This window comes from Xenorhabdus sp. NBAII XenSa04, from assembly GCF_963866145.1.
Taxonomy (GTDB): Bacteria; Pseudomonadota; Gammaproteobacteria; order Enterobacterales; family Enterobacteriaceae; genus Xenorhabdus; species Xenorhabdus indica.
Map to the genome: position 1 here is coordinate 1 of NZ_CAWMEB010000066.1, position 14,138 is coordinate 14,138.

At 41.7% G+C, this 14,138-nt stretch carries 12 protein-coding genes, 1 tRNA gene and 1 pseudogene; 8 read left to right on the plus strand and 6 right to left on the minus strand.

The window, feature by feature from the left end; translation table 11 throughout:
• The first annotated feature begins 37 nt into the window (after window positions 1–37).
• The 6 genes and pseudogenes from AAC147_RS03205 to AAC147_RS03230 all read left to right on the plus strand — a co-directional run bounded on the left by AAC147_RS03205 (window position 38) and on the right by AAC147_RS03230 (window position 4,994).
• On the plus strand, window positions 38–340 hold the full coding sequence (locus AAC147_RS03205) for a head-tail connector protein (protein WP_047685616.1): 303 nt from the start codon (window positions 38–40) through the stop codon (window positions 338–340).
• Window positions 340–765: an HNH endonuclease gene (locus tag AAC147_RS03210; protein WP_047685601.1), complete on the plus strand. Its 426-nt coding sequence runs from the start codon at window positions 340–342 to the stop codon at window positions 763–765. The genes AAC147_RS03205 and AAC147_RS03210 overlap by 1 nt, the downstream gene beginning before the upstream one ends.
• Window positions 766–882: 117 nt before the next feature.
• Window positions 883–1,236, plus strand: a complete 354-nt coding sequence (locus tag AAC147_RS03215) for a phage terminase small subunit P27 family (protein WP_047685603.1) — start codon at window positions 883–885, stop codon at window positions 1,234–1,236.
• Window positions 1,233–2,893, plus strand: a pseudogene (locus tag AAC147_RS03220) (terminase large subunit). Before AAC147_RS03215 ends, AAC147_RS03220 begins: the two are co-directional and overlap by 4 nt.
• Before the next feature lie 227 nt (window positions 2,894–3,120).
• Window positions 3,121–4,311 carry a hypothetical protein gene (locus AAC147_RS03225; protein WP_231571587.1) on the plus strand — a complete coding sequence of 397 codons (1,191 nt, stop codon included), beginning with the start codon at window positions 3,121–3,123 and terminating at the stop codon, window positions 4,309–4,311.
• Window positions 4,312–4,730: 419 nt separating this feature from the next.
• Complete coding sequence (locus AAC147_RS03230; RefSeq protein WP_047685620.1) at window positions 4,731–4,994, plus strand: helix-turn-helix domain-containing protein; 264 nt, start codon at window positions 4,731–4,733, stop codon at window positions 4,992–4,994.
• 262 nt (window positions 4,995–5,256) lie between these two features.
• Here the strand turns inward: AAC147_RS03230 and AAC147_RS03235 are convergent.
• Window positions 5,257–5,332 (minus strand) — tRNA-Ile (locus tag AAC147_RS03235).
• A gap of 317 nt (window positions 5,333–5,649) precedes the next feature.
• Between AAC147_RS03235 and AAC147_RS03240 the strand changes: the two genes are divergently transcribed.
• The gene (locus tag AAC147_RS03240; RefSeq protein ID WP_231571590.1) at window positions 5,650–6,417 is read left to right on the plus strand and encodes a GNAT family N-acetyltransferase; all 768 of its coding nucleotides are present in this window, start codon (window positions 5,650–5,652) and stop codon (window positions 6,415–6,417) included.
• 52 nt (window positions 6,418–6,469) lie between these two features.
• Here the strand turns inward: AAC147_RS03240 and rpoD are convergent, their stop codons facing one another.
• The 3 genes from rpoD to rpsU all read right to left on the minus strand — a co-directional run bounded on the left by rpoD (window position 6,470) and on the right by rpsU (window position 10,706).
• Window positions 6,470–8,314, minus strand: coding sequence for an RNA polymerase sigma factor RpoD (gene rpoD / locus AAC147_RS03245; protein WP_047685607.1), 1,845 nt, complete (start codon window positions 8,312–8,314; stop codon window positions 6,470–6,472).
• 313 nt (window positions 8,315–8,627) lie between these two features.
• Window positions 8,628–10,376, minus strand: coding sequence for a DNA primase (gene dnaG / locus AAC147_RS03250; RefSeq protein WP_047685609.1), 1,749 nt, complete (start codon window positions 10,374–10,376; stop codon window positions 8,628–8,630).
• Between the two features lie 114 nt (window positions 10,377–10,490).
• Window positions 10,491–10,706 carry a 30S ribosomal protein S21 gene (rpsU, locus tag AAC147_RS03255; RefSeq protein WP_001144069.1) on the minus strand — a complete coding sequence of 72 codons (216 nt, stop codon included), beginning with the start codon at window positions 10,704–10,706 and terminating at the stop codon, window positions 10,491–10,493.
• A gap of 360 nt (window positions 10,707–11,066) precedes the next feature.
• On the opposite strand from rpsU, the gene tsaD reads away from it, so the two are divergent.
• Complete coding sequence (tsaD, locus tag AAC147_RS03260) at window positions 11,067–12,098, plus strand: tRNA (adenosine(37)-N6)-threonylcarbamoyltransferase complex transferase subunit TsaD (RefSeq protein WP_047685612.1); 1,032 nt, start codon at window positions 11,067–11,069, stop codon at window positions 12,096–12,098.
• Between the two features lie 143 nt (window positions 12,099–12,241).
• Here the strand turns inward: tsaD and AAC147_RS03265 are convergent, their stop codons facing one another.
• Window positions 12,242–12,964 carry an Ail/Lom family outer membrane beta-barrel protein gene (locus tag AAC147_RS03265; RefSeq protein WP_047685614.1) on the minus strand — a complete coding sequence of 241 codons (723 nt, stop codon included), beginning with the start codon at window positions 12,962–12,964 and terminating at the stop codon, window positions 12,242–12,244.
• 105 nt (window positions 12,965–13,069) lie between these two features.
• Window positions 13,070–13,861, minus strand: a complete 792-nt coding sequence (locus AAC147_RS03270; protein WP_052189789.1) for an Ail/Lom family outer membrane beta-barrel protein — start codon at window positions 13,859–13,861, stop codon at window positions 13,070–13,072.
• Window positions 13,862–14,138: the final 277 nt, after the last annotated feature.

Here is a 14,138-nt window from a genome sequence, read left to right on the forward strand (position 1 = left end):
CCCGCCTAGAGCTGCTTTGCAAGGGAGGGATATTCCGATGAGCCAGATTGGAATTCCCCTGAGTGAAATCAAACAACATTGCCGACTGGAGGAAGATTACACCCTTGATGATAGCTTATTAACGGGCTATGCCGCCGCTGCGTTGGAAGTCTGCCAGCAACATATCGGTAAGCGGTTTGGTGATGATCTGGCTTTTACCCCGGCGATTAAAGTCGGTTGCCTGCTCTATATCGGTTTGCTGTATGAGAATCGGGAAATGGCAACCGATGTTGAGCTAAAAGAAGTGCCTTTCACCATCAAATCACTATGGTCTATCTATCGTGATGTGGGGATCTACTGATGCCGTGGCAACCATTAAGACGTTGTAGTTATCCGAGTTGTAAGCAACGGATAAAATCTGGTCGCTGTGAGGAACACCGGCGGGAACAGAACAGGCAGCGCGGTACACGTACCGAACGTGGCTACAGTAACCGATGGAGCAAGTACAGACTGATGTATCTCAAGGCGAATCCCTTATGTGTGCATTGCCTCAAGCAGAACTGCTACACACCTGCCACCATTGTCGATCACATTATCCCGATACAGGGTGAAGCTGATGTGCTGTTCTGGCCTGTATCCAACCATCAAGCACTATGCCATGCCTGCCACAACCGTAAAACGGTACAGGCAGACCCACTCATCAAAGCGAGGCGTAAACAAGGTGCTTATCGCGAGCAGGAAGCAGAAGCGGCACGATTATTTATCACAAGAATAATAACTAAATAAAATAACGGGGTGGGGTATCAAAAATGACAAACATCCCTCTGAGCGGAACCGCCCCCTCCTTCAATTTTTACGCACGGCAATTTTTTTGAAAATAAATCACAAGGAACAGCGAACATTATGGCAAGAGCACCGAAACCGCCTACTTATTTAAATGAGATTGCCGCCAGTCAATGGAAAGCCAAAGGCAAAATCTTAAGCGAGCGGGAAGACCTGAACGCCGCCGATTGGAACAATTTAGAACTCTACTGCGTTAACTATGCCATTTACCGAAAAGCGGTGGCAGACCTTGATATCCGGGGCTTTAGCATCGTGAATAGTCAGGGCAGCGAAAGCCGTAACCCATCACTGAGCGCCAAAGCCGATGCCGAAAAAATCATGATAAAAATGTCTTCATTACTGGGTTTTGATCCGGTATCACGGCGGAAAAATCCGGTGGAAACAGAGGAAGAGGACGAGCTAGACCGACTATGAACACATGGGAACAGTACGCTTTTGATATCGAAAACGGCACAATTCCGGCTTGTAAACGGGTAAAACAGGCGGTGAAACGCTACTTTAACGACCTGAATAACCCGCTTTATGTGTTTGATTCGGAGGTGGTGGCACGGTTTATTGCCTTTTCCCGTTACTGTCCGCACGTCAAAGGCCACTTGCGCGGTAAACCGATTATATTAGAGCCGTGGCAGCAGTTCGCTTTTGCTAACCTGTTTGGCTTCAAGATCAAAGCAACCGGACGCCGAAAATATCGCAGTGCTTATATTCAGGTGCCGCGCAAAAATGCAAAGTCTACCGTTGCCGCGATACTGGCAAATTGGTTTCTCGTGATGGAGTCAGGTCAGCAGGATATCTACACCGCCGCCGTGAGTCGAGATCAGGCGCGTATTGTATTCGATGATGCCCGCCAGATGTGCCTATTATCCAAACCACTCAAGAAACGGGTAACTGTCCAACAGCATAAAGTCACTTATGCCAAGAGCAACAGTCTGCTAAAACCATTGGCAGCCAAAGCCGCTACGATTGAGGGTACAAACCCCAGTCTGGCAATTGTCGATGAATATCATTTGCACCCTGATAACGCTGTCTACTCTGCCCTTGAACTGGGCATGGGCGCACGTCCCGAAGGTATCTTGTTTGCCATTACCACGGCGGGCAGTAACGTTATTTCAGCCTGTAAACAGCACTATGATTATTGCTGTCAGATATTGGATGGTGAAGAGCAAAACGCATCCCTGTTTGCCCTGATCTACGAGTTGGACGACGAGAACGAGATTGATGATGAAGCGCTCTGGATAAAGGCCAATCCCAATCTGAATATCTCCGTGGATAGCGCTGCTTTGCATGACACTATCCAGAAAGCGCGGGGCATTCCCTCACAATGGACGGAAATGCTCACCAAACGCTTTAATATCTGGTGTCAGGGGCAACACCGTGGATGGGTGAGGGGGCTTGGAAAGCCTGTAAGACTGATTATGACGAGAACGACCTGAAAGGACTGGAGTGTTACGCTGGCTTGGACTTATCTTCAACGGGGGATATCACCAGCATCTGTTACATCTTCCCCGTGGATAACGAACTGTTATTACTGACCCGTCATTACTTGCCGGAAGCTCAGTTACAAAATCCTGCCAATAAGAATCGGGCAATTTACCGTCAGTTGACACAAATGGGCTGGATACGTACCACAGCAGGCGATTGTATTGATTATGACCGTATTCGTGATGATATTCTCAAAGACAGCCAGCACTTTGATATCAAGCTAATCGGCTTTGATACGTGGAACGCCACGCACCTACGCACCCAGTTACAGGGCGCTGGTTTGGATGTTGAGCCGTTCCCACAAACCTATGTGCGTTTTAGCCCAGTGGCAAAATCGGCTGAGGTGTTTGTTAACCGTAAAATCATTCGTCACAACGGCGATCCGGTGCTGGCGTGGGCAATGTCTAATGTCGTGATGGAAACGGATGCTAACGCCAATATTAAACCAAATAAGAAGAAATCAGCGAACAAAATCGACCCTGCTATTGCGTTCCTAATGAGCTTTGGTACATGGCAAGCAGAGCATGAAGACTTTGCGTTTAGCTTAAGTGAGGAACAGCAGCAGCGATTGGATAGTTTTGATGGAATTTAGATAACGGATTGATTTTTTTAATGCCTGTGGAGTATAAAAATTAATGAAATCAAATGATCAAAAGGTTAGATATTGCACACATTTTTGGGGTTAGTCTCTAGCTTATTTGACAGTATTCTGTATAAAAGTGCGACTAAATCGGACAATAAGATACTTTACAACTGTATCTTTATTGTATACAAGGTGATTCTTGATTATTAATAATTCAATATTTAACGAGATGCATTATGACAAGTCAAACAACAGAAGCGTTGAAAGAAATTTACCAAAAAATTAGTAAGAGAATGGTTAAATTAATACCTTATTTGACGATTTTGTCCGGCATAATGGTATGGAGTTATTTAAATAATATTGGTAGACTAGATTTACTAATAGACTCTTTCTCAATTAATATAGGATTGATACCTTTATTAATATCTTCGGTAATTCTCTCGATCGCTATAGTTATAACCCTCATTCTACCTAGCTCCATACTTATTTTTCACCATTCCATATTTCCTGATATAATTAAAAAACCAATATATATGCCGTTGCTAGGTTGGGGGTGTTCAACTTTATTCTTAACATTAGCATTCCTTCCTCATGTTCCTTGTGTTAAAAAAATAATCTCACCTCCTTCTGCATTACTAGCCATAACCATAATAGCAACATTATCTTTTTTAATTTTTATATCAATTTCATTATTTAAAGGGGATTTTAAAAATAATAGGATTTTGGATAAGTTTAGAAAGGTCGGTCAAGTACTAATAGCTACATTCATAATAGTATTCGCTACATTATCAATATCGCTTCCTGTTAGTTTGCTGTTAAAGAATAGTACAGGAGAGAAAGTAATATCATTGATAATAGCATGGGTTTTCATGGTTATATTTTCACTATCATCATTTCTTCCAGCAATAGTATATTTTGATGATATAAAAAACACTCCATCAAGTAGTGAAAACAGAAACGGAAATATAATTCCATTAGCAAAAAAATTATCAATCTCTGTTATTTTAACCATAATAACCACATCTATTCTATTTCCTAATATAACCTCTATGCTAGTGAATAGTTCTCTTTATTCTATTGGAGTCATGGATAATAAAAGCCATCATTTTCTAATTGATGGCAACAAGTACCAGCCAAACATGTTTCCCCAGCACTTATGGATGACATCGACAACAAACAAGATTGAGAAAAGCTTTTTCATCTATGGAGTAAGAATATTTTCAGCCGGAAATAAAAATTTAATATGCCCAGATAGTGTTGGTGAGTTTAAAAAAAATATTAATGGAAGAAATTACGATTTAATTACTTCCTCTGATAGTGAAGACAGTGCAAGAAAACTAAAAGACATGACTGATATTTGTGTTATTTTGAATAGTGATGATGCTAAACAATGGGATACTTTCTTTAAAATTAATAGCCAAAACTAAATGATATTTTATATATATCCCATAGCCAGAATAATAATTCTGAGTTTGGGATCTCCCCAACACCCTTTACTAGCACTGAGCTGACTATCATATTTGCTTGAATCCAGAGTAGCAAGGGTATCAGATCTCATCTGGACAGCATATAATGCAAAAAGTTAAGTATTTATACTGATTCGCTTATTGAACCAGTTAAACCAATCAGTTAAAGTAGCCCCGCCATTAGCAAAATCTAGTGGTCAGGGTTTCGCATCCCTGAGTCAAGAACACTGGTAGGAAGTTTCTACCAGTACTTGCTATCACCTTTTCAATGGTGATTCAGGTAGGGGAGGCTTCGGCCTCGCCGGAATCTTGACCCGGTAATGCGAACCTTGCTTGAATCACCACCATCAATTTTTCAATTAATGGAAGGGGTAGCAGGAATGAATAACGCTAAAAATGACTGGCATCAAGCCGATATTATTGCTGCATTGCGTAAACGTGGTACAACCTTAGCGGCTGTTTCTCGTGAATCTGGTCTCAGTTCATCTACATTAGCAAATACTCTCAGCCGCCCGTGGCCGAAAGGCGAATGGATTATTGCTAACTATCTCGAAATACATCCCTCAGAAATCTGGCCGAGTCGCTACTTTGATTCGTATGGTCGATTAATTGAGCGTCACGCTCGCAATAAGCCGCTGGAATAAATTACTTATCAGTTCTTGGGATTCAAACTTAGCCATTTTTAGAATCATGACGTTTTGCATTTCAAGTGGCGATTAGGGAAGAAGAAAGGCAAACATCGTATTTTCAAGTGATGTGATAAGTATCACAGAGAGAAATACGACAACGGCTCATTACCGTAGCGGTGTTAATCGGTTATAGCTCACGCTACTGCCAGAAGGTATCCTATGGGTATCCTAGAAAAAACTAAGGGGTCGCACTTTTGATGCAACCCCTTGATAATTCTGGTGGCCCCTGCTGGACTTGAACCAGCGACCAAGCGATTATGAGTCGCCTGCTCTAACCACTGAGCTAAGGGGCCGTTGAAGTGGGAGGATTATACGGTACTGTGTGGCACCAGGTCTAGCCCTCAAAATTCATATGCGTGTTTTATAGACAAAAATCAGTGCTTTTTAACGTATTTAAACTATTTATAGTTACTATAAAATATTTTTTAGTGATACTGATTGCTTTTCTGATAAATTTCTCTGGTTATTTATTGTATCTTGATTATTGTTTGAACATAAAAATATTGTTGATTATGTTTCGTGTTTTTTGATTTGAAACCGTTCTTATATTTTCCTGTAAAAATATTTTCGTAATTCAAATATGAGCATATACAACTTATCAGAGGCTGTTTTGGCCCATCGTAAACTGGAAGATTATTTTTTCTCATCTATCAGCCGAATGTATCAACATATCAGCACTGGGGTTCGAGCTTATGTAACAGGTGTTGAAACTGATGCATTAAATTTTTTGCTGGTGGTAGATGGACATGAACAAACAGCAGAAGAGCTAAAAACAGGGATTCAGTTACTTGATGAGAAAGCGAATGTTCCGTTTTTGATTGTTACCGTAGTACCAGGTAGTCAGGTCTTAGCGGTTATCCAGCAGGCAGGGTTTGTGTTTGATCCTGATAGCATAACTACCGTTATGCAGCTCGATTTGATGAATTGGAATATCGTGGATGAGGGTGTTGAAGGGTATGAAATCCAGCGTGTTGATCATTGTTTGGTTGATTGGGCTATTCCGGTAGAAAGTGCATTTGAAATAGGTCATTTTATTTCCGGACAGTATCAGCAATGTCATCAGATGGCATTGAATGCTGGAAAATGTCTGCAACATAACGCCCTGTATGTAGATGATCAGCCAATCTGTGCCCTAACTTTATCAAGGCTGGACAATATCATCCGTCTTGATGATATCGGTACAGTGAAGGAAAAGAAGAGAAGGGGATATGCTTCTGCTTTGATTAATTATGTACTGAAAGAAGCTAAGCTGCATAACGCGACTATGTGTTATCTGGAGGCTTCGCGTGATGGAAATGGCTTATATCGTCGCATTGGTTTTAAACCATTATTTGAATGTCAGGGATTTATTCGTGAAAAGAAGGCTACACATGAATAATAAAAAAGCGTCTGCCAGAACAGACGCTTTTCAGGTTTTTCAGCAGATCCCTTTAGTCATCAAGGAAGCTGCGCAGTACTTCCGAACGGCTTGGATGACGCAGTTTGCGCAGAGCTTTAGCCTCGATCTGACGAATACGCTCACGGGTTACGTCAAATTGTTTACCAACTTCTTCCAGTGTATGGTCAGTGTTCATATCGATACCAAAACGCATACGCAGAACTTTCGCTTCACGTGCAGTTAAGCCTGCCAACACATCGTGGGTAGCAGAACGCAGGCTTTCTGATGTGGCAGAATCCAGCGGCAGCTCCAATGTGGTATCTTCAATGAAATCACCGAGATGTGAATCTTCATCATCTCCAACTGGTGTTTCCATGGAAATAGGTTCTTTGGCAATTTTCAGTACCTTGCGGATCTTATCTTCCGGCATCAGCATACGTTCTGCCAGCTCTTCCGGTGATGGTTCACGTCCCATTTCCTGTAGCATCTGACGGGAAATACGATTGAGTTTGTTGATCGTCTCAATCATATGTACAGGAATACGAATGGTACGGGCCTGATCCGCAATAGAACGGGTAATAGCCTGACGGATCCACCATGTGGCATAAGTTGAGAACTTATAACCACGGCGGTATTCAAACTTATCAACCGCTTTCATCAGGCCGATATTACCTTCCTGGATCAGGTCAAGGAATTGCAGACCACGGTTGGTGTATTTCTTGGCAATAGAAATAACCAGACGTAAGTTCGCTTCAACCATTTCTTTCTTCGCACGGCGGGCTTTTGCTTCACCGATTGACATGCGACGGTTGATATCTTTGACTTGATCAATAGTTAAGCCAGTTTCTTCTTCAATCTGGCGCAGCTTTTGCAGGCTACGCATGACCTCTTCTTCAACTTCTAGCAGTTTATCAGACCATGGTTTGTTCATCGCTTTTGCAGCAGTAAACCATGTATCATTCGTTTCATTGCCAGAAAACAGAGTGATGAAGTTTTTCTTTGGCATTTTGCTCTGTTCAATACACATCTTCATGATTTGACGTTCTTGAAGACGTACGCGATCCATCATGGAACGCATGTTATTGACCAAGTAATCAAACTGTTTTGGTACAAGACGGAATTGCTTGAATACTTCGGACAGTTTTAAAATTTCCGCTGCAGTATTTGGATGGCTGCGACCGTATTTTTTGATTGTCTGACGGGTAGTTTCATGTTGTTCACGCAGCTCCAGAAATTTCTGGCGAGCCAATTCTGGATCGATGCTGTTATCGTCTTCACTGTCAGTATCGTCATCGTCATCATCATCATCGTCAGAATCATCAAGCTCTTCCTGAGGAAGTTCAGAACCAACATGAGTCGCTGTCGGTGCAAGATCTTCTTCTGCATTAGGATCAACGAATCCTGTGATTAAATCAGACAGGCGGCTTTCACCTGCTTCAACAAGGTCATACTGCTCTAACAGGTAGGTAATCGCTTCAGGGTATTCGGCAACGGAGCACTGTACTTGGTTGATGCCATCTTCAATGCGTTTTGCAATGTCAATCTCACCTTCGCGAGTCAGTAGCTCAACTGTACCCATTTCACGCATGTACATGCGAACCGGATCGGTAGTACGACCGATTTCTGACTCGACACTGGATAACACTTGCGCTGCTGCTTCTACAGCATCTTCATCGGTGTCGTTTGTGTTTTCTGCCAACATGAGATCATCGGCATCAGGTGCCTCTTCCATTACCTGGATGCCCATGTCATTGATCATTTGGATGATATCTTCTATCTGATCAGAATCGACGATATCTTCCGGCAGATGGTCATTGACCTCAGCATAGGTCAAATAGCCTTGCTCCTTACCTCGTGTGACAAGTAGCTTTAGCTGTGACTGCGGGTTTTGCTCCATAAGACGGTATCCACACTTCAGAGTATTGGTTGGTGTCGGTCGGCGAAACAAATTATGCCAACAATAACATTTAGGGGCATTTTCGTTATATTGCCACTGCCCTCAATAGCGGCAATCGTAGGGTTATCTCCCTACCTCATTCGGCATTTAAGCCGTAAATTCTGTATCTATGATCCGAAATTTTAATTCAGAGTCTGTTTTATCTGGCTGTTTTCAGCCACCCAGTTTCAGAAAATTAATTTTATCAAACCATGTTACACATATAGAGTTGGATCAGATCTGTCAGGTAACTCAGCTTTAATTGAAATAACATTTATCTTTTGGCTCCAGATTCTGTGATTAACCGGACTTCTTCACGTTCTTCCGGGGTCAGTCCTTCTGTTCTCTCTTTAGCAATCAAAAAATTGAAACGCTCATCCAGAGCTGATGCAAAAAGATGATTCAACGCATCACTAAACGTTTTTTCAGCAATTTCTTCTATTTGTATATCGTTCCATGCGGCGAGTTTTTCAAGCTGTTTTGCGTACTTATTATCGCGGTATTGCTCCAAAAGCTGCCCGGTTGTTAAGCCTGGTTGGGCAAGGCATGTGTCGACGAGCTCTATAAATAACGGTAATCCCGCTATCTGAGCAGAAAACATTCCCTGTAATGAAGGAACTAATGTCGCTAAATGCGGATTTTGCACCAGCAATGCGATAAGTATACGCATTGTTGTTGGTTTCAGTTTTAGCGCCTGATATGTATTGGTATCTTTTTTGACAAGTTTTGCCAGAGATCGTTCCAATTGTGTCGTATCAGGTATGCCCAGTAGTCTCCCAAGTTCTTTAAGCAGATAGAGCCGCAACGCTTCTCCCGGAACCTGACTAATCAATGGCATAGCAAGTGAGCTAAGCTTAGTTGCGCCTTCCGGGGTACTCAAATCAACCTGTGGTAGCAGTGAATCGAACAGAAATTCAGATAAAGTTTGTGCCTTTTCCATTCTCTGTTCGAAAGATTCACGCTCTTCTTTACGGATCAGTGAATCCGGATCTTCACCATCAGGCAAGAACATAAAACGTAATTGCCGGCCATCATTCAGATAGGGTAGTGCTGTTTCCAGTGTTCTCCATGCAGCATCACGACCTGCGCGGTCTCCATCGTAACAACAGACGACGTTATCGGTTGTCCGGAAAAGTAACTGAACGTGCTCGGCAGTTGTGGATGTTCCTAGCGAAGCCACGGCATAATCAATGCCAAACTGAGCTAGCGCGACAACATCCATATAGCCTTCAACCACCAATAACCTTGAAAGGGAATTGTGGTTTTGCTGTGCTTCATAAAGGCCATATAATTGACGGCCTTTATGGAAAATCTCTGTTTCCGGTGAATTGAGGTATTTGGGAAGTGCATCTCCCAGCACTCTGCCACCGAATGCAATAACACGGCCCCGGCGATCACGGATAGGGAACATAATACGTTCACGAAAACGGTCATAAGTACGACCGTTGTCATTCGTGACCAGCATTCCGGCATCGTTTAATTGCTTGCGGTCTTCGGCGTTATGGGCAAACCGTTTCAGGGCATTATCCCACCCCGCGGGAGCGAAGCCGATTGCAAAACGCTGAATGATTTCTTCACTGAGTCCGCGCCTGGCCAGATATTGCCGGGCTGTCTGTCCGTTTAGTATTGTCAGTGAATGTTGATAGAAACTGTTTAGTTTATCCATCAACTGGTAAAGATTTTGTCGTTGGTGGCGCTCAATATGGCTGCCGCCAGAACTTGCTTCATAAGGGACTTCCAGCCCGTGCATAGCAGCTAGCTCTTCAATGGATTCGACAAAGTCTAACCTGTCATAATTCATTAAAAAATCAATGGCATTACCATGCGCCCCACAACCGAAGCAATGATAGAACTGTTTATCGCCATTAACAGTAAATGAAGGGGTTTTTTCATTATGAAAAGGACAACACGCCTGATGGTTTTTACCTTTCTTTTTAAGAGGCACTCTGACATCGATAAGATCAATGATATCGGTTCTGGCTAATAAGTCATTGATAAATGCGCGTGGAATTCGTCCAGCCATAAGCCCTTTTACGCCTGTTGATGAACGAGAATAAGCCGCGCTTTCTCTGGGAAAGCACGGCCTTTAACTGCAGTAGTTTGTCAATATAACCACTATGCGGATAGACCGCAAAGATTAGTACAAACGAGTGCGGCGTGCGTTTTCACGAGCCAGCTTTTTAGCATGGCGCTTAACTGCAGATGCTTTAGCACGTTTACGTTCAGTCGTTGGTTTTTCATAGAATTCACGACGACGAACTTCTGCTAATACGCCTGCTTTTTCGCAAGAACGCTTGAAGCGACGCAGAGCTACGTCAAATGGCTCGTTTTCACGTACTTTAATTACTGGCATGTGCCTCTCACCTCAATAGAAATCGGGTTTGTCGCTGGCGTGATAGTGCCAGCCGTCTTTAAAAATGGTGCGGAATTTTACTTCAATGAACACGGCTTTGTAAAGTGCCGAGGAAAATTGAAACATACAACGCCACAGATTATAGTTTGTTTTTTGGGACGTAAAACGAACAATCTAATGCTGGCGTTATTAACATTAACCACACAGGATATTCAAGTAGGAGTCTGATTATAGACTAAACAGAATAAAGAGTCAGCATGTAAATGGAGACGATTGTAACTGAGTTGATGTGAATAGTGGTTGTAAGTAGATAGTGATACACTGGCGCTTGCTTTAATTATAGTGGTGAGTGCAAGTACAATGCGAGTCTTAGGTATAGAAACGTCCTGCGATGAAACCGGAATCGCAATTTATGATGACAAATCCGGTCTGCTAGCCAATCAATTGTACAGTCAGGTAAAACTACATGCTGATTATGGAGGAGTTGTGCCTGAGCTTGCATCCCGTGATCACATCCGTAAAACGGTTCCGCTGATTCAGGCGGCCTTGAAGGAGGCGGGCTTAACGAGTAAAGATATTGATGCTGTTGCTTATACCGCAGGTCCGGGCTTAGTAGGGGCATTGATGGTTGGAGCAACTATTGGCCGTTCATTGGCTTTCGCGTGGGATGTTCCCGCCATTCCTGTTCATCATATGGAAGGCCATTTATTGGCACCTATGTTAGAAGAAAACAGGCCTGAATTTCCTTTTGTCGCATTACTGGTTTCTGGTGGGCATACTCAGCTCATCAGTGTGACGGGTATTGGTGAATATAAATTATTGGGTGAATCCATTGATGATGCCGCAGGTGAAGCTTTCGATAAGACGGCAAAATTATTGGGACTGGATTATCCTGGAGGCCCGGCTCTTTCCCGCATGGCACAGAAAGGTAAGGCAGGTCGTTTTGTTTTCCCCCGTCCAATGACGGATCGTCCGGGACTGGATTTTAGTTTCTCCGGTTTGAAAACTTTCGCAGCCAATACGATTCATAAGCACATTCGTGGTGGTGATGCTAAACAAGATGAACAGACTAAAGCAGACATTGCTCATGCATTTGAAAATGCTGTTGTTGATACGCTGACAATAAAATGCAAACGGGCACTAGAGCAGACTGGTTTTAAACGATTAGTTATGGCGGGAGGGGTTAGTGCAAACCAGGCATTACGTATTAGTATGCAAAATATGATGGAAAAATTGTGTGGTGAAGTGTTTTATGCCCGCCCTGAATTCTGTACTGATAATGGAGCAATGATTGCATTAACAGGGATGATCCGCTTGAAAAGCGTTACCAAAGACGCTTTAGGTGTGACTGTTAAAGCTCGCTGGCCATTGTCTGAGCTTCCTCCGTTGTAAAAGTAATTTACATGAAAAAGTAAAGCAGAGTGTTCATCGAATGAAAGAAGGAAGGTACTAGTCAATATTCAATGACATGTAATATTTGAGTAATATCTTCCTTCTGTTCAAATTAATAAATTTAAAATATTGCTATTTGTTATTTAAAATCTATATCCTATACCGACATTAAATCCATTAATATAATTGTTTGTGCCCTCACTATATGGAATTGTGTCAGTAAATTTTGACAATGTACCTTCATAAGCGAGGTAAAGAGTGATATTTTTAACGGGGTTAATTTCAATGCCAGCACCATAGGCAATGTTATTAGTGCGCAGAGAAGATTTAGTATTATTATGCCTGTTATCAATATATTCCACCACACCTACCGGAGTAAGACCTCTCCACGTCCCCTCGAATCCAGTACTAGGATTTATATTATTAATATTATCACTCACTCCGAAGGGAGCATTTATATGATATGTTACATGAGAAATACCAAGCAGACCATAAATGCTCAGATAATCATTTATGCGGTAAGCTGGGCCTGCCATTAGGGAAAAATATTTTGCTCTATATGAATTTTTTGCCTCAAAATATTTAGGCGCACTATAAGACATAAAAGTCCCAACCGTATTATAAAACGAAAAACTCCTGCCACCACGACCCTGCATATAAGTGAACTGACCAATTATGCTGACTGGGGAGTCCCATTCATAACGATAATGAATGTTAAATCCATTGAGATTAATCTTATCAGCAGGTTTGGTTATCTTGCCTCTTGCATACCCAGCAGCTATGGTATGTGTATCAGCATTAGCTAATGAACCATACATAAAGCTGAATAAAGCTAAAATTGTCAGAAGCGCTTTTTTCGTTACCATGATGAGAGACCTTTCATATTGTTAACTGATCTAATTATAGGTGATTTATAAAATATGAAAAAACTGTTGTTTATTTTATTCACACAGAGATTCATGTTTTTCTAATTAGAACTTATATCCTATACCAATATTAAATCCGTGTATTAACTTAGTTTTGGCTGAGTTTGTATCATATGGTCCATTTCTGCCGTTAGCAAAGGCCTCATATGCAAAGGGGTCAGTTGTCATTTTTTGGTATTTTGTTATGGAGCCTTCATAATTGAAATAAAGGCTGATGTTTTTAACGGGATTAACTTCAATACCGGCACCATAGGCAATATTATTTGTCTTTTGAGGAACCCGAATAGACACATGTTTCCCCACCTGAGCACCAGCCCCGACAGATATTCCCGGATAGCCGTCGGTATCTCTAACGCTGGCTAGATAAGGGCGATTTTGAAGATAACTATCTGTCCATCGCTTTGCATTGAATGAGGTATGTGAAATCCCCAGTAAACCGTATATGCTCACATAATCGTTTATACGATAGGCCGGTCCCAGCATCAGAGAAAAATATTTTGCATCAGGTTTTTCCGTTACTGGCCCAGAGTATTTCGCGAATAATTTTCCTTGAGGGATTCCTCCATACTTAGTCGCCAGCACGGCTCGTGAGCTGTAATAATCCAGGAAACTTGGTAATGAATCATCTCCTCTCATATAAGTGAACGTTCCAACAATACTGATTGGAGAATCCCACTCATAGCGATAGTAAACATTAGCGCCCTGAAGTTTTGTTACTTTGGCTATCTTACTTTTCGCATATCCTATTCCTATAGTATGTGAATTTGCATTGGCTAATGAACCATATATAAGGCAGGACGTAGCCAACGTTATTAGAAGCGCTTTTTTTGTTACCATGATTTATACCTTTAATGTTTATTAGCTGAACTAAGTATAGATAATTTATAGAATATGCAAGTGAAAATTGCCAATTAAGTTACTAATATTAATTTATTTATATTTTTTGTTATTTTTTAAATATTGATTATTATTTTTAATAAATTAGGTTGAATAACAATTCGTAGTATATTTTTTTGATACTTTTCTTATTTGTGTGTTTTGATGTGTTGGTTGATTAAATTTCTTTATTTGTTGTCTTTGGAGATATCTAAATACGGTCATGCTTCCAATAGTT

Excerpts from the sequence above, each read along its gene's own strand:
- rpoD (WP_047685607.1), bottom strand. The coding sequence starts at position 8,314 with ATGGAGCAAAACCCGCAGTCACAGCTAAAGCTACTTGTCACACGAGGT.
- AAC147_RS03270 (WP_052189789.1), bottom strand. The coding sequence starts at position 13,861 with ATGGTAACAAAAAAAGCGCTTCTAATAACGTTGGCTACGTCCTGCCTT.
- AAC147_RS03205 (WP_047685616.1), top strand. The coding sequence starts at position 38 with ATGAGCCAGATTGGAATTCCCCTGAGTGAAATCAAACAACATTGCCGA.
- AAC147_RS03225 (WP_231571587.1), top strand. The coding sequence starts at position 3,121 with ATGACAAGTCAAACAACAGAAGCGTTGAAAGAAATTTACCAAAAAATT.
- tsaD (WP_047685612.1), top strand. The coding sequence starts at position 11,067 with ATGCGAGTCTTAGGTATAGAAACGTCCTGCGATGAAACCGGAATCGCA.
- AAC147_RS03230 (WP_047685620.1), top strand. The coding sequence starts at position 4,731 with ATGAATAACGCTAAAAATGACTGGCATCAAGCCGATATTATTGCTGCA.
- dnaG (WP_047685609.1), bottom strand. The coding sequence starts at position 10,376 with ATGGCTGGACGAATTCCACGCGCATTTATCAATGACTTATTAGCCAGA.
- AAC147_RS03210 (WP_047685601.1), top strand. The coding sequence starts at position 340 with ATGCCGTGGCAACCATTAAGACGTTGTAGTTATCCGAGTTGTAAGCAA.
- AAC147_RS03215 (WP_047685603.1), top strand. The coding sequence starts at position 883 with ATGGCAAGAGCACCGAAACCGCCTACTTATTTAAATGAGATTGCCGCC.
- AAC147_RS03265 (WP_047685614.1), bottom strand. The coding sequence starts at position 12,964 with ATGGTAACGAAAAAAGCGCTTCTGACAATTTTAGCTTTATTCAGCTTT.
- rpsU (WP_001144069.1), bottom strand. The coding sequence starts at position 10,706 with ATGCCAGTAATTAAAGTACGTGAAAACGAGCCATTTGACGTAGCTCTG.